General features: G+C 71.4%; 12 protein-coding genes and 1 other RNA gene. 8 read left to right on the top strand and 5 right to left on the bottom strand.

Annotated elements, in window-relative coordinates; all coding sequences use genetic code 11:
- Nucleotides 1-8: 8 nt before the first annotated feature.
- Nucleotides 9-2,303, bottom strand: a complete 2,295-nt coding sequence (locus ABD259_RS13190) for an acyl-CoA dehydrogenase family protein (protein ID WP_344102240.1) — start codon at nucleotides 2,301-2,303, stop codon at nucleotides 9-11.
- Nucleotides 2,304-2,549: 246 nt separating this feature from the next.
- Here ABD259_RS13190 and ABD259_RS13185 point away from each other — a divergent pair, with 246 nt between their 5' ends.
- A complete protein-coding gene (locus ABD259_RS13185; protein ID WP_344101964.1) occupies nucleotides 2,550-3,452 on the top strand; it encodes a hypothetical protein in 903 nt (300 codons plus the stop codon).
- A 49-nt stretch (nucleotides 3,453-3,501) separates the two neighbouring features.
- Here the strand turns inward: ABD259_RS13185 and ABD259_RS13180 are convergent, their stop codons facing one another.
- Nucleotides 3,502-4,020: an NADPH-dependent FMN reductase gene (locus ABD259_RS13180; protein ID WP_344101966.1), complete on the bottom strand. Its 519-nt coding sequence runs from the start codon at nucleotides 4,018-4,020 to the stop codon at nucleotides 3,502-3,504.
- A 493-nt stretch (nucleotides 4,021-4,513) separates the two neighbouring features.
- On the opposite strand from ABD259_RS13180, the gene nagA reads away from it, so the two are divergent.
- The 7 genes from nagA to ABD259_RS13145 all read left to right on the top strand — a co-directional run bounded on the left by nagA (nucleotide 4,514) and on the right by ABD259_RS13145 (nucleotide 15,455).
- On the top strand, nucleotides 4,514-5,671 hold the full coding sequence (nagA, locus tag ABD259_RS13175) for an N-acetylglucosamine-6-phosphate deacetylase (protein WP_344162555.1): 1,158 nt from the start codon (nucleotides 4,514-4,516) through the stop codon (nucleotides 5,669-5,671).
- A gap of 238 nt (nucleotides 5,672-5,909) precedes the next feature.
- Nucleotides 5,910-7,772: a stealth family protein gene (locus ABD259_RS13170; RefSeq protein ID WP_344162553.1), complete on the top strand. Its 1,863-nt coding sequence runs from the start codon at nucleotides 5,910-5,912 to the stop codon at nucleotides 7,770-7,772.
- Between the two features lie 81 nt (nucleotides 7,773-7,853).
- A complete protein-coding gene (locus ABD259_RS13165) occupies nucleotides 7,854-8,930 on the top strand; it encodes a hypothetical protein (RefSeq protein WP_344162550.1) in 1,077 nt (358 codons plus the stop codon).
- Nucleotides 8,927-11,761: a stealth conserved region 3 domain-containing protein gene (locus ABD259_RS13160; RefSeq protein WP_344162547.1), complete on the top strand. Its 2,835-nt coding sequence runs from the start codon at nucleotides 8,927-8,929 to the stop codon at nucleotides 11,759-11,761. Before ABD259_RS13165 ends, ABD259_RS13160 begins: the two co-directional genes overlap by 4 nt.
- A 22-nt stretch (nucleotides 11,762-11,783) precedes the next feature.
- Nucleotides 11,784-12,818 carry an aminotransferase class V-fold PLP-dependent enzyme gene (locus tag ABD259_RS13155; protein ID WP_344101978.1) on the top strand — a complete coding sequence of 345 codons (1,035 nt, stop codon included), beginning with the start codon at nucleotides 11,784-11,786 and terminating at the stop codon, nucleotides 12,816-12,818.
- Nucleotides 12,819-12,983: 165 nt separating this feature from the next.
- The gene (locus tag ABD259_RS13150; protein ID WP_344102242.1) at nucleotides 12,984-13,298 is read left to right on the top strand and encodes a hypothetical protein; all 315 of its coding nucleotides are present in this window, start codon (nucleotides 12,984-12,986) and stop codon (nucleotides 13,296-13,298) included.
- Nucleotides 13,299-13,856: 558 nt separating this feature from the next.
- A complete protein-coding gene (locus ABD259_RS13145) occupies nucleotides 13,857-15,455 on the top strand; it encodes an ABC-F family ATP-binding cassette domain-containing protein (protein WP_344162544.1) in 1,599 nt (532 codons plus the stop codon).
- Between the two features lie 98 nt (nucleotides 15,456-15,553).
- Here the strand turns inward: ABD259_RS13145 and ssrA are convergent.
- From ssrA to smpB, 3 genes are all read right to left on the bottom strand, one after another.
- Nucleotides 15,554-15,926: a transfer-messenger RNA gene (gene ssrA / locus ABD259_RS13140) on the bottom strand.
- Between the two features lie 540 nt (nucleotides 15,927-16,466).
- A complete protein-coding gene (locus tag ABD259_RS13135; protein WP_344162541.1) occupies nucleotides 16,467-18,440 on the bottom strand; it encodes a penicillin-binding transpeptidase domain-containing protein in 1,974 nt (657 codons plus the stop codon).
- A gap of 23 nt (nucleotides 18,441-18,463) precedes the next feature.
- Nucleotides 18,464-18,928, bottom strand: a complete 465-nt coding sequence (smpB, locus tag ABD259_RS13130) for an SsrA-binding protein SmpB (protein WP_344101985.1) — start codon at nucleotides 18,926-18,928, stop codon at nucleotides 18,464-18,466.
- Nucleotides 18,929-18,930: the final 2 nt, after the last annotated feature.

Below are 18,930 nucleotides of genomic sequence, written 5' to 3'. Positions count from 1 at the left end.
GGTCGCGGTCAGGCCTCCGGATCGCGGGGCAGGCCGAGCAGGCGCTCCCCGATGATGTTCAGCTGCACCTCAGTGGTCCCGCCGTAGATCGTCATGGAGCGTCCGAAGAGCATGGCCCGCGCCCAGACCCCGCTGGGGCCCTGCGGGTCCGCGCACGCGGCGGCGCTCCCCTGCCGCTCCCAGATGAAATCCGCCGCCCTCTGATTGAACTCCACACCCTGGAGCTTGCGCACGCTCGACTCGGCCCCCGGTTCGGTCCCCGACACCTGCTTGAGCGCCACGCGCAGCCCCAGCAGCTCGATCGCCTGCCCCTGGGCCACGAGGCGCCCGAGCTCGACGCGCACGTCGCGGTCGGCCGCGCGCGTCGGCTCCTCGGTGAAGAACGAGAGCAGCTCGGGCAGGCCGACCCCGATCCCGCTGCCGCTCGACAGCGCCACGCGCTCGTTGGTCAGCGTGTTGCGCGCGACCTTCCATCCCTCGCCCGGGGCGCCGATGACACAGTCGTCGGGGACGAACACGCCGTCGAAGAACACCTCGTTGAACATGGTGTCCCCGGTGATCTCCCGCAGCGGGCGCACCTCGATGCCCGGGGAGTCCATGTCCACGACGAAGTAGGTGATGCCGTCGTGCTTCCCCGCGGCCCCCGGGTCGGTCCGCGCGAGGCAGATCCCCCACTGGGCGACGTGCGCGATGGAGGTCCAGATCTTCTGGCCGGTGAGCCGGTACCCGCCCTCGACGCGCTCGGCGCGCGTCGACAGCGCCGCCAGGTCGGACCCGGCGCCCGGTTCACTGAACAGCTGGCACCACATGACCTCGCCGCGCAGCGTGGGGCGGAGGAAACGCTCCTGCTGTTCCGGAGTTCCGTATCCGGCGATCGACGGCAGTACCCACGCGCCGATGGCGAGCATCGGTCCGCGCACCCCGGCGCGCCGCAGCTCCTGCTGGATGATCAGCTGCTCCAGCGGGGAGGCGTCCCGCCCCCACGGGCGCGGCAGGTGCGGGGCCACCCAGCCTCCGTCGGCCATCTCCACGAACCGTTCCCGCTGGTCGGTGATGGCGGCGAGCCGGGCCGCCTCCGCCCTGATCCGCTGACGCGGTTCCTGGCTCTCGGCGTGGTCGAGCTCGATCTCCACCGGACGCCGCCGCCCGGCCAGCGCGGCGTCGGCGACGGTGGCGGCCCAGTCCGGCGCCGGTCCGGCGAGCGCGCGCAGCGTCGCGGCGCGGCGCAGGTAGCGGTGGGCGTCGTGCTCCCAGGTGAAGCCGATGCCTCCGTGCACCTGGATGCAGTCGCGCGTGCAGACCAGGGCGTTGTCGGGAGCGATGAGCCCGGCGACGGCCGCGGCGAAGTGCGCGCTGCCGTCCTGTGTCTCCGCTGCCGCCTCGCGCTCCCGCCCGCGGGCGTCCAGGGCCCGCGCGGCGTCCCACACCGCGGCGCGCGCCTGCTCGACGGCGATGGCCATGCGGGCGCACTTGTGCTTGATCCCTTGGAACTGGCCGATGGGGCGGCCGAACTGCTCGCGCGTCGTGGCGTAGTCGACGGCGGAGTCAAGGGCCCAGGCCGCGATGCCGGTCGCCTCGGCGCCCAGCAGCGCCGCCGCGATGCTCGCCACGTCTTCGGTGGTCAGGCCCGGCAGGGCCGCCTCGGCCGGAATGGTGACCTGGTCCGCGTCAACCTTGACGACGGCACGGTCGGTGTCCAGGCTGGGGAGCGCGGTGATACGGAGGGCGGTGGCGTCTAGTACCACCCAGGCGTCGCCCCCGTCGGTCGCCGCTGTTCCCGCGTCTGCTGCTTCCGCTTCTCTCACCGGCGCCACGATCACGTCGGCGCGGTGCCCGCCCAGGACGGGGGTGAGTGTGCCGTTCACGATCAGGGTGCCGTCGTCGCCGCGTCGGGCGGTGAGCGGGGGGCACAGGGCGAGCGCCGCCGTGCGCGTTCCGTCCGCGAGGCCGGGCAGCAGCTCGGCGCGCGTGGCGTCGGCCTTGTTGCCGCTGTGCGCGATGACCGCGCTGGCCAGGACGGTCGGCAGGAACGGTCCGGGGAGGAGCCCGCGTCCGAGCTCTTCGAGCGCGACCGCCAGTTCGAGGAGCCCGGCGCCCTGTCCACCGTATTTTTCGTCAATGTGGAGGCCGAGGAGCCCCTGCTCGGCGAAGCCCGCCCAGAATGGGGGCAACGTCGCTTCGGCAATTTCAGATGGTTCGTTTGGTTTGACCGATTCGGCCGCTGCCGCACCTCGCACGCGCTCGGTCCAGCCGCGCACCGCGGCGGCCAGCTCCTCGTGCTCGGCTGTCAGCCCGATGGCCATCGTCGACCCCTCATTCACGTCGTGGCAGTATCCCCAGACTAGAACTCGTTATATAAGCTGGGTCAACAAGGATCGGACTTCGCACCCCACGCCGATCCGAACACGTCCAGATGGTGGCGAGCTTAGCGGTAGCGTGCTGCCGCACTCCGGACAGGTCAGCGTGTGGGCAACACGTTCTACACGCCGGGCCCCCGGTGTTCCTTGCCCCGGTCATCCCTCTCAGGTCCCTAGGAAAGGCGGCAGCGTGTGCTAGGTCTGATCGCCGCGCTCCTTTCGGCCGCGATCTACACGATCGGGCTGACCATCGAACAGCGCGCCCTCCACCACGCCCCGGGCATCAGCCTCAACCGCCCGTTGCACTTGGCCCGCGTACTGCTGGGTAACCCCCGCTGGGTGGGCGGATGCGTCCTGGCCGCGCTCGGCAGCGTCGGCCTGATCGTCTCCCTCGGGCTCGCCCCCGTCTCGGTGGTGCAGCCGGCCTTCGCCGGCGGCATCGCGATGATGCTGCTGGTCATCACCCTGATCCTGGGCGACCCCATCACCCGCGGGGAGCGCGTGGCGCTCGCGCTCATGCCCGTCGCGCTGCTGCTCCTCAGCCTGTCCCTTGGCGACGGCGGTACGACCGGGACCACCCCGCACCTGACCGCGCTGCTGGTCGTCAGCGTCGGCACCGTCATCGCCTGCGTCGCGGCGATGACGCTGGCCGGAAGCCACGGACGCTACATCTCCGCGGCCGCCATCGGCGCCGCCGCGGGCCTGTCCCAGGGGGTCGCCGGTCTGCAGGGCAAGGGGCTGGGCGGGCTGCTCGTCGAACGGGGTCTGGCGGACGCGATCGTTCCCGCCCTGCTCTCCCCGTTCCCCTACCTCTACGCGCTCGGCTGGGCGGTCGGCATCGTGCTGTTCCAGACGTCGCTGCAGCGCTCCCGCGCGTCGATCACCGCTCCCGTCGCCAATGTCGTCGGCAACGTGTTCATGGTGGTTCTGGGGACCCTGATCTTCGCGGAGCAGCTGCCGTCCGACCCGCTGGTGCTCGCCCTGCGCGTCGCCGGGTTCGTCCTCACCCTCGCCGTCGTCGTCCTGGTACGCGGCAACGTCGCCGAGGCGGAGGCGGACACCACCCGGCTGCGCACGAACGCCGGGGCCACCTGATCAACGCAGTACGCGGGGGACGGCGGGGCGCGCCGTCCCCCGCCGCGGATCAGACGGCGACAGCGACCGCGTCGCGCAGCGCCGGGGCGGAGACGCCCGCCCACGCCTCGATGACACTGGTCGGGTCCGCCAGCTCGCCGCGCGTCAGCAGCAGACCCGGCTCGGCGACCCACGCCCCGAGGTCCGAGAGCAGGACCCGCAGGTCCTCCTCGATGTTGCGTCCGTTGCGGAGGTCGTCCACCACAGCCATCGGCACGGCCACCGCACGGCCGAGCCCGAGCTCGGGCAGCCGGTCCAGGAACACCTTGAGCAGCCCCGTGTAGCTGCCGTGCGCCTGCGGCGAGGCGACGAGCAGCACATCGCTCTCGCTCACCCCGCGCAGCGCCGCGGAGACGTCGGCGCCGGTGTCGGCCGCCAGCAGCGCCGGGCCGAGTTCGGCGAGGTCGATGACGTTCGGGGGGTCGGTAATGCCGGTGTGGGAGGAGATGGCCTCGGCGGTGCGGACAGCCGCGGCGCGGACGGCGGAGCGCGGATGCTGGTCGGCGATGAGCACGGTGAAACGGGTCATGGGATTCTCCTGGTGAGAACGGTCCGCGGGGACCGTGAAGCGCATGTGGGGTCGACCCGGCAGACCGCCATATGCGGGAGAGATCGCACGACGATGTGCGTACGCGCAGGGGGTTGTCTGCCGGCAGCGGTGGCTAAGTCGGGAACGGGAGGAGAACGACGGTTCCCAGGGCAGGACCGAAGAACGGGCCTGCGGAGGCACGTTAGCTACGACAGAGTGCGCTGGCCTGCTGTCGCAGATCGACATGCAGGCGCTGGACGAGCAGCTCACCGGCGGACATGACCCCATGATGAGCGGACGGAGCGCTATCGTCAATGCGTGATGGGCGGATTTGTCGCTGTCGCAGAGAGTCCGGCGACCCGCTCACCGCGACGCCGGACCCGGGTGCGGCCGCGCGATGCCCCGGCTCTCCTGGGGATTCCCGAGGGCCGTGTACGGCGTCGGCGCCCCGAACGGCACGGAATGTGGGATCGGGCACAGAAGGGCGTGGCATATGGACCAGGGCGTGACCGGGACGACGCTGACCAACGCACGGCTGGTCACCCCGGAGGGCACCCGCGTCGGATGGTTGCGGTGCGAGGGCACGCGGATTACCGACCTCGGCACGGGGGAGCCGCCGCAGCCGGGAGGCGCGCGCATCGACGTCGGCGGGCGGTGGGTCCTGCCCGGCCTGGTCGACATCCATATCCACGGAGGCGCCGGCGCGGCGTTCACCGCCGCCGACCCCGACCGCATCATGGCCGTCGTCGAGTTCAACCGCTCCCAGGGCGTGACCTCGGTCGTGGGCGGCCTCGTCTCGGCCTCCCCCGAGGACACGCTGCGCCAGGTCGCGGCGCTGGCGGAGGTCGCCGACGCGGGGGAGATCCCGGGCATCTACCTTGAGGGCCCCTACATCTCGGCGTCCAAATGCGGCGCGCACGAACCCGCGCTCCTGCGCGACCCCGACCTCGCCGAGTTCGACCGGATCGTCAAGGCCGGGCGCGGCCACATCAAGATGATCACCGTCGCGCCGGAGCTGCCCGGCGCCCTCGACCTGATCCGCGCGGCCACCGCACAGGGGGTCGTGGCCGCTATCGGCCACACCGACGCCGACTACGCGCAGACACGCGCCGCGATCGACGCGGGTGCGACCGTGGCCACCCACATTTACAACCAGATGCGCCCGCTTCGGCACCGCGACCCGGGCCCCATCGCCGCCGTGCTCAATGACGAGCGGGTGACCGTCGAGCTGATCAACGACGGCGTCCACGTCCACCCGGGCGCCGCCCAGGTGGTGTTCGACGCGGCGGGCAGCGACCGGGTCGCGCTGGTCACCGACGCCATGGACGCCACCGGCCTCGGCGATGGCGAGTACACCCTCGGCAAGCTCCGGGTCCGGGTCCGCGACGGCCAGGCGACCCTGGTCTCTACCGGGGCGATCGCGAGCAGCACCATCGTGCTGCCCGACGCTATCCGGCAGGCCGTGCGCAACGTTCACGGTGTGAGCGTCGAGGACGCGACCCACGCGGCCTCGGCCGTCCCCGCCCGGGCACTGGGGCTGTCCGGAGTCGGCTCCTTGGCCCCGGGGCACCGCGCCGACCTGCTGCTGCTGGACGAGGAGCTCACTGTGGCCGCCGCGATGCACCGCGGCTCTTGGGTGCGGTCCCTGTAGGGGCCTGCAGGGTGGGTTCGGCCGAACCGACAGCATCGCGGCGACGCCCGGGAGCGGCGGCACACCAGGGTGTCCGCGGCGTATCCCGCCATGTGCCTTTTTGGCCGCCTTACGGCGTGTCCTCTGCCTGGAATTGTCGCGCTGCGAAATAGTCTGATCGCATACGGCAATGATTTCGGATTCGCGGCCCCCTCGCGACTCCACATGACTCCAGGTACGGACATGGCCGAGGGGGACGATGGCATTGCTGAACACGTACCGGACCGTTCACGCCGCGTTCGGGCAGGGGCTGAAGCCGACGGTCCGAGCGGTCCTGAGGATCTTCGCCCGGCAGTTGCCCGTCTCCGTGCTGCTCATGCCAATGGCCCTGCGCTGGTGGCGGCTCCTCCGGGACAATCCCCGGCTGCGCCCCGCCCTGTTCCAGGGACGCCCCGTGCTCGCCCGTGTCTGGGAAGGGCCGCTGTCCGCCGACCAGTTGGCGCGCTCTAACCTGCGGCGCTGCGTCGACGTGCTGGACGCCGAGGGCGTCGACTACTTCATGGTGCGCGGCCTGTCCGAGCGCGAGTACACCGTCGGCGTCAACGCCGCCCACCGCACGCGCGTGGTGGCGGCGCTCGCGCGGCGCTACGGGCCAGAGGGGGCGTACGCCGCCCCCATCGGTCGCGGACTGCTCGACTTTCTGCGTCCGCTCGCCGACCGGCGCGGGCTGCGGCGCCTGAACTCGGCGGGGGCGATCCGCCTCGGCGTCTACATCACCGCCGGGGCCGACACGGCCGTTGTCGGGCCGGAGCACGGGTGCGTCATCGAGTTCTGGCGCAGCGGCCGGAGCGTGCTGGACGATCCCGCCCGCGACCGGATCTTGAAAACGCTGCGCGTCGCGGCACCCGAGACGGCGCTCAGCGACGCGCTCGTCGCCCCGCGCCGCAACCGGGTGAGCGAGGTTCTGCCCGCCGAGGAGCGTCAGCCCCAGCAGGTCCGGATCGGCAACCGCCATTTCCCGACCTTCCCCGCGTTCGTCCGGCGGCTCCCCGATGACATCACCTTTCCGATCGACGTGGTCTACACGTGGGTCGATGGCGCCGACCCGGAGTGGGCGGCCGAGCGCGACCGCCACCTGAGCCGGGTCGGCGCGCTGAACCCGACGGCGGCCTCCCACTCCCGCTACGTGGACCGCGACGAGCTCCGCTACTCGCTGCGCTCCCTGGAGATGTACGCGCCGTTCGTCCGCACCATCTACATCGTCACCGACGGGCAGTGTCCCGCGTGGCTCGACACCTCCTCCGACCGGGTGCAGGTGATCGACCACCGCGACATCTTCGACGACCACTCCGTGCTGCCGGTCTTCAACTCGCACGCCATCGAGACCCGGCTGCACCACATCGAGGGGCTGAGCGAGCACTACCTGTACCTGAACGACGATGTCTTCTTCGGGCGCCACGTGTCCGCCCGGAAGTTCTTCCACGGCAACGGCATCGCCAGGGTGTTCCCGTCCCCGTTCCAGTTCGGGCTCGGTGTCCCGCGCGTCGACGACCCGCCGGTGGACGGGGCGGCGAAGAACAACCGCGAGCTGATCCGCGGGGCGTTCGCCCGGTTTCCCGCCCACAAGTTCAAGCACGCGCCCATTCCGCAACTGCGCTCGGTCATGTTCGATCTGGAGGCGCGCTTCCCCGTCCCCATCGCGCGGACCACGGCCTCCCGGTTCCGGCAGCCCGGCGACGTGTCCATGGCCTCGTCGCTGCACCACTACTACGCGCTGCTGACCGGCCGCGCCGTCGAGGGCGAGATCGACTGCGCCTACATGAACCTGGCCGACCCGGAAGGCGTCGCCACCCGCATGCGCGCCCTGGAGGAGCGCCGTCCGTTCGACGCTTTCTGTATCAATGACACCGCGAGTCCCCCACGTAGCGCCGCTGCCCCCGTCGCCGACGCCGACGGGGTCCCCGAGAGCGCCATCGACCGGCGGGTCCGCGCGTTCCTGGGGTCCTACTTCCCGTTCCCGAGCTCCCTGGAGCTGGGCGCGGCCCGGGCCGAGGTCCCGGCGCGGATGCGGCGTCAGCACGGCGGCACCGAGCACGCCCCGTCGGCATCCGAGGCCGCGTGATCGCCCATGCTCCCTGGCTTCGCTGATCGCGCCGCCCCTCAGGTGCCGACACCTCCGCCGCCGAACCGGCGCCTCGCGCCGGTGGCCTGGCTGCAGACGCTGGCACTGCGCCGCCTGCGCGGGCCGGTCCGCGCGGCCCGGGGGGCGCGTCAGCGCGCCGCCCGGTTCGCGCTCCGGCTGCGGCGGGGGCCCATCCACCTGGAGGGCCTTTTCACCGGCTTCCGGGCCCGGTCCGACCACCTGTCCATCCTCGACGGGAGCACCCTGAACCTCTCCGCCGCACTGCCCCGGCCCGGCGGCGGTGCCGTGAACGTCCACATCGAGTTCGCTTCGCGCGGCCGCCGCGTGGCCGCCCTCGCGCGGGTGGTGCCCGACGCGGACGGGAACGACCGCGCGGAGGCCACCGTGCTGCTGCGCCTCGACCACGGGAGCGCGGCGACTGCCGCGTCGTCGAGCGCCGCCGCTCCCCACGGCGGGGGCGGGCAGGCGTACGCAACCGGGCCCGCCGAGGTCCGTCTGGGGGCGGGCCGGTGGAAGATCCGGCTGGTGGCGGTCTATCCGGACGAAACCCGTCGAGTGGCGCTGACACTGCCGCGTACCACCGGGGTGTCCCGGACCCCTCCCACGGGACGGCCGCGCCCGTGCCCGCGAACCCGTGCCCGGTTCACGCTCGTCGGCACCGCGACCGGGGCCGCGGCCCTGTCGGCCGCGCCGCCGCGGGCGGCGGCGGAGGTGCGGTCCGTCCTGATCCGCCCCTCCCGGGCACGCATCACCGGGGAACTACTCGACCTCCCCGACATCCACGGTGTGGACGCCGAGGTCGCGCTGCGCGGCGGCGGCTCGGCCCGCAAGGTGCGTCCGGAGGTCCAGCCGGGCACGCGCGGCATCGCGTTCACCGTTGATCTGCCCGTCCCGGACATGGCCAGGGTCGCCGACTCCGAGCTCCGCTGGGAGCTGCGGTTCCGCACCCCCGCCCACGGGACGCTGCGGGCCGGGCGCCCCGACACCGATCTGCGGTCGGTGGGCACGGTGCTGCGCATTCCCGCCCAAACCGTGCTCCCCGCAACCGGGCCGCCCGTGCTGGTGCGCCCCTACTACACCGACGCCGGAACGCTCACCATCGCGCTGACCCCGCTATCTCCGGGAGCCCAACCATGAAGATCACTTACCTGCTGACCTGGGGCGACGCTATGGGCGGCACCGAGGTCGCCGCGTTCTCGCAGGCCGCTGCTCTGGCCGATCACCACGAAACGGAGATCCTCAGCGTCTTCCGCACCAAGGACAGCCCGTTTTTCGCCCTGGACCGGCGCGTTCCCATGCGCTACCTCGTCGACGCCCGCCGCCCGGTCCAGCGCCCTGTCCGCGCCACCGGACTGGAGGAAAGCGAGTGCGAGACGCTGTCCCGGGCACCCAGCGACCTCATCCCGGCGAACTGGGAGGGCGCCTTCAACCGGCTCACCGACATCGAGCTGCGCCACGCCCTGCCCCGACTGCGGACCGACGTCCTGGTGAGCACCACGCCCGCCCTGATGTCGCTCGTCACCCGGCTCGCCCCGGCCGACGTCGTCACCGTCGGCCAGGAGCACCGCATCTCCGAACTGCGCGAGTCCAGCGGGGGCCCGCTGCTGACCTGCGCGCCTCTGCTGGACGCGCTGGTCGTGCTGACCACGCCCACGCGCTCCTGGTTCGCCGAATCGCTCGGACCAGCCGCGCCCCGCCTGGAGGCGATCCCGAACGCCGTCCCCGCCGGGTTCCAACCGCGCTCCTCCCTGGACAGCCAGACCATCCTGGTCGCGCGGCGACTCGTCCCGGAAAAGCAGGCGGACCACGCCATCCTGGCGTTCGCCCAGGTCGCCGACGACCACCCCGGATGGACCCTGCGGATCTGCGGCGACGGCCCCGACATGGGCAAGCTCCGCTCCCTGGCCGACGCCCACGAACTCCACAACCGCGTGGAGTTCCTCGGCACCGTCCCCGCGATCTCGGAGGAGTGGGCCAAAGCCAGCATCTGCCTGCTCCCCTCCCGCATCGAGGCGTTCGGCCTGGTCCTCACCGAGGCCTTCGCGGCCGGGGTACCCGCTGTCGCCTACGACTGCCCGACCGGCCCGGCCGAGATCATCCGGCACGGCGTCGACGGCCTCCTGGCCCCCGCCGACGACGTGAACGGTCTGGCCGTGGCCCTGGCCAAGCTGATGGACGACGACGATCTCCGACACGAGATGGGCCGGGCCGCGTTGCAGGGGCTGAGCCGGTTCTCCAGCGAGGACATCACCGCCCGCTGGGAGGGGCTCTACACCGACCTGGTGGAGATCCCGCCCGCCGACCGCGCCCACGCCCGTGCCGAGCGGGCCGCCCGGCACGCCGCCGCCACCACGCGCACCGGCATGGTGTTCCGCGCGCTGCCCTGGGAGCACACCAGGTCGCAGGCGCCCAACCTGCAGGCCGAGGAGGCGCGGCTGCTACGCGAGCACCCCGGGCTGACCCGGTCCGGCGGGCAGGTCGCGGGGGTCCGCGACGACCTGATGCCCGCCGACGCGCTACGCGCCAACCTCGACCTGGTCGTCCAGGCGCTCGACGCCGCGGGCATCCCCTACGCTCTGCTGCGCGACGAGGGGCCGCGGCACCGGGTCATGGTGACCGCCGATGTGCGTGAGGCGGCACTCGACGCCCTGGCGACCGTCCACGCCGACGCGCCGGTCTACGTCCGCCCGCTCAAGCCGCGCGGCCACCTGCCGCAGCCGGTTCTCGCGAGCATGGCGCCCAGCCTGACCGACATCTGCGGGGTGCGGGTCTACCGGCCCTGGATCACGCCCGGCCGCACGCTGCGCTACGGCGCCGCCTACGCGGCCGACCTGGAGTTCTGGACCTGGGACGCCGAGCTCACGGGCTACGCGGGTCCCGAGCCGACCGACATCGGCGACCGGATCCCGCTGGAGGCGATGCGCCCGGCCACGCTGCGCGTCCAGGGCCGCGACTACACCACCTACGAACCGTTCACCCGCTGCCTGCCGACCGATGTGCGGTTCCCCATCGACGCCGTCTACACGTGGGTGGACGGCGCCGACCCGAAGTGGCGCTCACGGCTGGCGGCCACCCTCACCGACCACGGGCCGGCCGCGTCCGCCGGCGCCACCGACGACCACCGGTTCACCAGCGCCGATGAACTCCGGTTCTCGCTGCGCTCGATCGCCATGTTCGCGCCGTGGATCCGGCACATCTACATCGTCACCGACGGCCAGGTGCCGACGTGGCTCGACGCGCTGCACCGCCAGATCACCATGGTGAGCCACCGGGAGCTGTTCGGGGAGCGCGGCGCCCTGCCGACGTTCAACTCCCACGCCGTCGAGTCGCAGCTGCACCGCATCAACGGCCTGAGCGAGCACTTCCTCTACCTCAACGACGACTTCTTCATCGGGCGCCCGCTGCGTCCCGGGCACTTCTTCCACCCCGACGGCACGTGCCGGTTCTTCTGGTCGCCCACCGCCATCCCGTTCGGCGCGCCGAGCCCTGATGAGCCCGCGCATGTCGCCGCCGCGAAGCAGAACCGGGCGCTGCTCGAACGCACCTTCCAAAGGTCGCTCACGCACGCCTTCCGCCACGCGCCCTACGCTCTGCGGCGTTCGGTGCTCGCCGAGATCGAGGCGCGCTTCCCCGAGGAGGTCGCCGCGACCGCCGCCAGCCGGCTGCGCGCCCACACCGACATCTCCATCCCGTCGTCGCTGCACCACCACTACGCCTACTTGACCGGACGCGCGGTGCCCGGCACGGTCGTCTACGCCTACGTCGACGTGGGCGACCCCGCACAGCATGTCAAGCTCACCCAGCTGCTCAGTGGACGCAACCGCGACGTCTTCTGCGTCACCGACTCCACACCGCACCGGGTCCCGCGCGCCGAGCAGGCCCGGATGATCCGCGCCTTCCTGCGCGGATACTTCCCCCTGGCCGCGCCCTGGGAACGCGACGCCGCCCCCGGCGGGGACGCGCGCTGACCGCTCTGGCACGATCACGCTCATGGATGTGCGCACAGCCCAGCGTCTCTGGTCCCTCGACTCCGTGTGGCTCAACACCGCCCAGTACGGCATCCCGCCGAACACCGCGCACCGGGCTCTTGTCGAGTCCCTGGAAGCCTGGCGGACCGGAACGGGCGACCCCGCCGCCTGGGGCGCCGCGGCCCAGGACGCGCGGCGCCGCTTCGCCGCGCTGATCGGCTCCACTCCCGACGACATCGCCCAGGGCACGACGACATCGCAGTTCATGGGCGTCATCGCTGCGTCCCTTCCCGATGGGGCACGGGTGGTGGTGCCCGAGGGGGATTTCACCTCGGCGGTGTTCCCGTGGATGGCCCACGCCGACCGGGGCGTGCAAGTGCGGGCGGTGCCGCTCGACGGGCTGGCCGACGCCATCGACGACGCCACCGCGGTAGTGGCGTTCAGCCTGGTGCAGTCAGCCCGCGGGGAGGTCGCCCCGGCCGAGGACATCCTGGGGGCCGCCGCGCGCCACGACGCCCTGGTCGTCACCGACGCCACCCAGGCGGCGGGGTGGTGTCCGATAGACGCCGCCCGCTTCGACGCGGTGGTCTGTTCGGCCTACAAGTGGCTGATGGCGCCGCGCGGGCTGGCCTACGCCCACCTGTCGTCGCGGCTGCGCGACCGGCTGCGCCCGATCGGGGCCGGGCCGAGCGCGGCGGCAGACCCGATGGCATCCTTCTACACCTCGCGGATGGTCCTGGCGGAGGGCGCCGCCCGGTTCGACGTCTCCCCCAACTGGTTCGCGGCGGTGGCCGCCGCCGAGTCCCTGCGGGTTCTCCAGGACATCGGCGTCGAGGCGGTCCGCGCGCACAACCTCGCCGTCGCCAACCGGTTCCGGGACCGGCTCGGCCTGCCGCCGGGCGACTCGCCCATCGTCACCGTGGACGATCCGAGCGCCGGGGAGCGGCTGCGCGCGGCCGGTGTGCGAGCGGCGGAGCGCGGCGGCCGCGCGCGCCTTGCGTTCCACCTGTACTCGACGGATGACGACGCGGACACTGCGGCCAAGGCCCTCGCCTGAACGCCGGATTCGAGGGGGGCGACACACCGGGTCAGGGATCCCCCGCACCGCAGGGGGTTGAGATCGGTGTCCGGCGTGTCGTGGTCATGTTGCGGATTCACAACAATACTTGGAGTGACAATGGCCGTCAGAGCACGTCAATCCGCCGACCGGAAGGACGCCGTCATGGCCCAGTCGAAGTACAGCCGGCCCTGCCCCGCGCCTACCGCGGTACCACGCTCCACCGAACGGCTCCACCTGTCACGGCTGGCCGCCGCACTCACCGGCTACGGTGTGTGGGCACGCATCATCGAAGACAGCGCGCCGTTCCTACGGGTGAGCAATCCCGATTCCCACTGCGCCATCGAGGACGTCGCCTGCGAACGCCGCACCCGCGACCACGTGTTCATCGCCTCGTCGGGTGTCTACATGGGCAACAGCGACAGCATCACGCTCACCGCGAAGAAGATCGCCTGGCTGGTCGGCACGATCGACCGCTGACCGCGCCACCGCCACCGAACCGCCGAACCGCGGCCCTGGGTGTCCGCCTCCACGTTCGGGAGGTGGGCCCCGAGGACCGCAGTGCCCGACCGGCCGCCGTCACCACCACGCCGAGGACGGTGATGTCCGGATACGCGACCGGTGGGAGGGCGAACCACAGGTGGAGCAGGCCCATGTCCTTGTCGAGGAACGTCGGGCCGACGAATCCCAAGGGCACCCCGAACCACGACGATGACGTCGATCACTTCGAGCACGGCCGCTCCCCCTGACTGGTCGGGTGGAACCGCTCCGCGGCGGCCGCCCCGCTTCGGCACTGTTCGGTGCCGGATGCCACCCGCGCCTGCCCCACCGCGCGGTTTCGGCTCCTCACGTCCACGCGGAGGGCCGATGGCGGGGCGCCGCGATACCGACCGCGGGAACCGCACGGCGAGAGAATCCCCGTGCGAGGCGTCCTGTTTTCGGGATAACATCCCCGCATGTCTCTTCCCCGGATCTATTAGCTCAGGACCGCGCGACCGCAGCACCACTGTGTCCTGAGCTAGATCCGGGAGTAATTCTTTGATCACCACACGTGATGTTTCCGTGCGCGTTGGCGCGCGCCCGCTGCTCGACAACGCGAGCTTCCATATCTCACCCGGCCACAAGGTCGGGCTCGTCGGCCGCAACGGAGCGGGCAAGACCACGCTCGTCAGGGTCCTCGCCGGGGAAAACGCACCCGCCTCGGGCGAGATCCGTCGCACCGGCTCGGTCGGCTACCTGCGGCAGTCCCCGCAGGACGACGACGCATCGGGCACCGTCGCGGACCGGATCCTGTCCGCCCGCGGCATTGACGAGGCGGTCCGCGGCCTGCGCGCGGCCGAGGCCGCTATGGCCCAGGCGGAGGGCCCGGAGCTGGAGAAGGCCATGCGGGCCTACGCCCGCGCCGAGCACCTGTTCCTCGCGCACGGGGGGTACGCGGTCGAAGCCGATGCCGCCCAGGTCGCCGCCAACCTCGGACTGTCCGAAGCGATCCTCCGGCAGCCCCTCGACCGCCTTTCCGGCGGGCAGCGCCGCCGGGTCGAACTGGCCCGCCTGCTGTTCGGTAACCACGACACACTGCTCCTGGACGAGCCGACCAACCACCTCGACGCGGACTCGATCCGCTGGCTGCAGCGGTTCCTGCGCGGCCGCAGTGGGGGGTTCCTCCTCATCAGCCACGACGTCAACCTCCTGGAATCCACGGTCAACCGGGTGTTCCACCTCGACGCCGACCGGACCGCGATCGACGTCTACAACGTGGGCTGGACGACGTATCTGACCCAGCGCGAGAGCGACGCCCGCCGACGGCGCCGGGAGCGGGTCGCCGCCCAGCGCAAGGCGGAGGAGCTGCGCGCTCAGGCCGAGAAGATGAAGAGCAACGTGAAGACGGCGGTGGCGGCCAAGAACATGATCCGCCGGGCCGACCACATGCTCGCCGAGGTCGGGCCCGAGCGCCGGTCGGACAAGGTGGCGCGGCTGCGCCTGCCCGAACCGCCACCGTGCGGCAAGGTCCCGCTGACCGCCGAGTCGGTGTCCAAGTCCTTCGGGTCCCACGAGGTGTTCACGGGGGTGGATGTGGCCGTGGACCGGGGGTCGCGGATCGCCATCCTCGGGCTCAACGGCGCGGGCAAGACGACGCTGCTGCGCATTCTGGCCGGACAGGAGCGGCCCGACAGCGGACAGGTCCGGCACGGTACCGGTGCGCGGCTGGGCTACTACGCGCAGGAGCACGAGACGCTGACCCCGGACCGGACGGTCCTGGAGAACCTGACCGACGCGGCCCCGCACCTCGCCGACAACGAAGCGCGTCAGATGCTGGGGTCCTTCCTGTTCTCCGGTGACGACACCCAGAAACCCGCGGGGGTGCTCTCCGGCGGGGAGAAGACCCGCCTGGCGCTGGCGACCCTGGTGTGCTCCGACGCCAACGTGCTGCTCCTCGACGAGCCGACCAACAACCTCGACCCGGCGTCCCGCACCGAGATCCTCCGGGCAATCGACTCCTACCGGGGCGCCGTCGTCCTGGTCACGCACGACGACGGCGCCATCGAGGCGCTGCGTCCCGACCGCGTGCTACTGCTGCCGGACGGCGTCGAGGACCTGTGGAACGACGAGTACAAGGAGCTGGTCTCCCTCGCCTGAATCCGCGTGGGAGCGCCGACGGCGCGCTCGCGGCGCTCAGCAACGCGAAGAGCCTCTGACCAATCCGCGTTGGCGGAGGTCAGAGGCTCTTCGACGAAAAGTGGAGGTGGCGGGAATCGAACCCGCGTCCTTCAGCACCGCATCAGGGCTTCTCCGGGTGCAGTTCGTGCTGCCGTTCTACTCGGCTCCAGCGCTCTCACGAACAAGTCGCTGACGAGCCCAGCCACGTAAGTGTCCCGCTCGGGCCCCGTGGCCTGATCCGAGCGGTGAGTCCTCTGAACGATGCCGGACACTGGGCCGAGGACAAGCTCAGGCCGACAGAGACGCTATCGCTTAGGCAGCGAGAGCGAACTCAGTGCGCTTAGAATTGGCACTTGATATTTAACGCGATGCAGGATTTACGAGGTCACAAACGCAACCCTCGACCCGCTTCCCCTGAAACGACTACCGAAGTCGAAACCGATCACCCCCTGTGGAATTATCAACAGGCCCGATGGGCCCGCAGGCAGGCACCACCGCGGTGGCCCCTGTGCTCTTACGCTACAGGTAGAACGCTCCGAAGGCCAAGCCGATTCCCGGCCGCGCCATCCGTTATGTCCCTGATACACCGGCCGTGTGATGGGGGGACCCGGCACCAGGACCCGCCGCTCCGGCTCACTTCCTCCCCCGAACATGAGAAACCCCCGCGGGTGCGGACGGGATCCATCGACGCTACCCGCGAGGGCGGCCGGCAGGGTCGGGCCGGCCTCTCATCCAGCAGGACCTCCCCCGAGACGAGGTCCCGCCTTCTAGGACTGGTGTCCGCAACCCCCTTTACGGCCTCCCAGTCATAGACAAAGACGCGTATTTGACCCGCGGAGGTTGCCTCTGACCAGGGCTGATTTACGGTCAGGGCACGAAGCGCCCCAGACCGCACCGTGTGCGGCGGTGACGGTCGCTAGGGGCGATTCCCACCGCTTTCGCGCGGCCCGGCCGGCCGATGGTCGAGATCGCTCTGACCGTCGGATTCGATCAGATCCCCGGGACGCCCGGCGGCCCCGGGGCACCCGGGGCCGCGCCTCCGGCGTCGCCGGCCTTACCCGCGCCCGGGTCCTCGACGTAGCCGTAGGGAAGGTTCTGCAGGAACCCGCTCCCCGCGCTGATCGCGTACTGGTCCCACTCCATGGCCGGATCCACCTCGGCCACCACGGCGAACGCCACGTTGCCCTGGTACCCCACGAACCACTGCACGGCGGTCTCCTCGCCGCCGACATCCTGCTTGACCGACGCCGCCTGGCCGTGTACGGGGACGGTGCTGAGGTTAGCGCGGGAGGCGCCGCCCTCGACGACCGCGGCGCGCATCATCTCGCGCAGCTGCTCGACCGTTTCCTTGGGCAGCTCGTGGGAGGCGTTCGGCTCGCCCTCGGCGGCGTCGCGCACCAGGCGGGGGGCGTGCCATGTGCCGTCGGCGACCGCCCCGGCCACCAGGGCCATCGACAACGGGCTGACCGCGACCCGGTCCTGGCCGACCATGGCGGCGGCGGTGTCGCCCGCGGACTCGGGAGCGATGAACTCGCCGTTGAAGGTCGGGACCGACAGCCGCCAGTCGCCATCGATGCCGAAGTCGGCAGCGGCGGACTCCAGTGCCTCCGCTCCCACGCCCTCACCGAGACCGGCGAACGCGGTCGTGCAGGCGAAGGCGAAGTCCTTGGTGAAGTTCGGCTCCCACAGCCCGCCGTTGTTGGGGGTGGCGAAGGTGCGATCGCCCACCGTGGTCTCGGGATCGCACGGCACGGTCGCGGAGGGCTTGGTCGCGCCGGACTCCAGCGCGGCGGCTGCCGAGACGATGGTGAACGCCTCGCCCGGCTCGTACTCCTTGGTGAAGGCGCCGTCGTTGCTCAGGTCGTTGGGGCTGCCGGCGGCGGCCAGGATCTCCCCGGTGCGCGTGTCGAGCGCGACCATGTAGCCGGGGCCGGGCAGCTGCGCCAGGGAGTTCTCGGCGACGCGCTGCGCCGTGGAGTCGAGCGTCGTGGTCAGCGAGCCGCTCTGCGTGCCCGGCCACGTTTCCAGGACGCCGGTCTGCTTCCCCTTCTCGTTGACGGTGACCACCTCGGTGGTGGCCGTGCCCGCGAGACGCTGCTGGAAGACGTTCTGCAGGCCGTTGAGGCCAACCGTGTCGCCGGCCTGGTAGGTGCTGACGACGCGGGACGAGACGTTGTGCTCGGCGGTACCGGCCACCTCACCGATGACACCGTTGGCCATCGTGGGGGTCAGCGGCATGGTGAGGTCGGTGGTTCCAACACCGGCGATCTTCTTGGCCTTGCGCACGACGGACGTCTTGACGTCGTTCTTTCGCAGCAGTACCAGGGGTTGGAACTCCTCGGGCGGCGCGGATCTGACCCGGTCGAGCATGGGGCCGGGCTCCTCGCCGAGCACCTCGGCCAGGGCGCCCACGCCCTCCTTCATGCCGTCCAGCTCGGCGGGGACGACACCGAAGACGATCAGTTGGTCCTCGCTGACCAGCGGCTCGTCGTTGCGGTCGAAGATCTCGCCGCGGTCGGGGACGTCGTAGCTGACGGCGAGCCGCTCGCCCTCGTTGAGGTCAGGGTGGATCACACTCGGGGACCAGGCGATCTTCCACCCGTCCTGGCCGCGCCCCAGCGACATCTCCCCGGTGTACCTCCACACCGGGTCGCCGATACCGAGGTCGGCTTGGACGTCGAACTCGGCGGTGGCCCCTTTGCCGTTCTGCCTGATGCGCCCCAGCCCGAAGCGCAGCCCCGCCAAGTCGAGCTGGCGGTGCGCCCCCTCCAGGGCGTCGGCGACCTCCTCCACGTCCCCGGTGGTCTGCCGGGCGGCGGCTTCGTAGTCACCGGCCTGCCAGTCGAGGAGGAACGTGCGGACGGCGACCTCCGGGCTGGGCTGGGTGGCGCAGGCGGTCATCACGGCCGCCATGACGACACCGGTGCCCGCGGCAAGAAACCGGCGGAGGGGAGGGGGAGTCACCGGAGGATCCTTTCGTTCAGACCTCAGCGCCGGCGGCGCAGCGCGCGCTCGATGTCACGCTTGGCCTCGCGCTCGGCGATGTCACGGCGTTTATCGTACGAACGCTTACCGCGTGCCAGCGCCAGCTCCACCTTGGCCTTGCCCTCGCTGAAGTACAGCGATAGCGGGACAAGCGTACGGCCGGCCTCCTCGGTCTTGCCGACCAGTTTGGCGATCTCTTCGCGGTGCAGCAGAAGCTTACGCGGCCTGCGGGCGGCGTGGTTGGTCCACGTCCCGTGGGTGTACTCCGGGATATGGACGTTCTCCAGCCACACCTCTCCATTCTTTACGTGCGCGAACCCGTCCGTGAGGGACGCGCGGCCGGCACGCAGCGACTTCACCTCGGTACCGGTGAGCACGAGGCCCGCCTCGTAGGTGTCGTCGATGTGGTAGTCGTGCCGGGCGCGTCGGTTCTGCGCGATGACCTTGCGCCCTTTCTCCCGTGGCACCG

Source organism: Nocardiopsis rhodophaea, assembly GCF_039530945.1.
In the GTDB taxonomy this organism is placed as follows: Bacteria; Actinomycetota; Actinomycetes; order Streptosporangiales; family Streptosporangiaceae; genus Nocardiopsis_C; species Nocardiopsis_C rhodophaea.
This window is presented reverse-complemented; position numbering and strand designations above follow the sequence as displayed.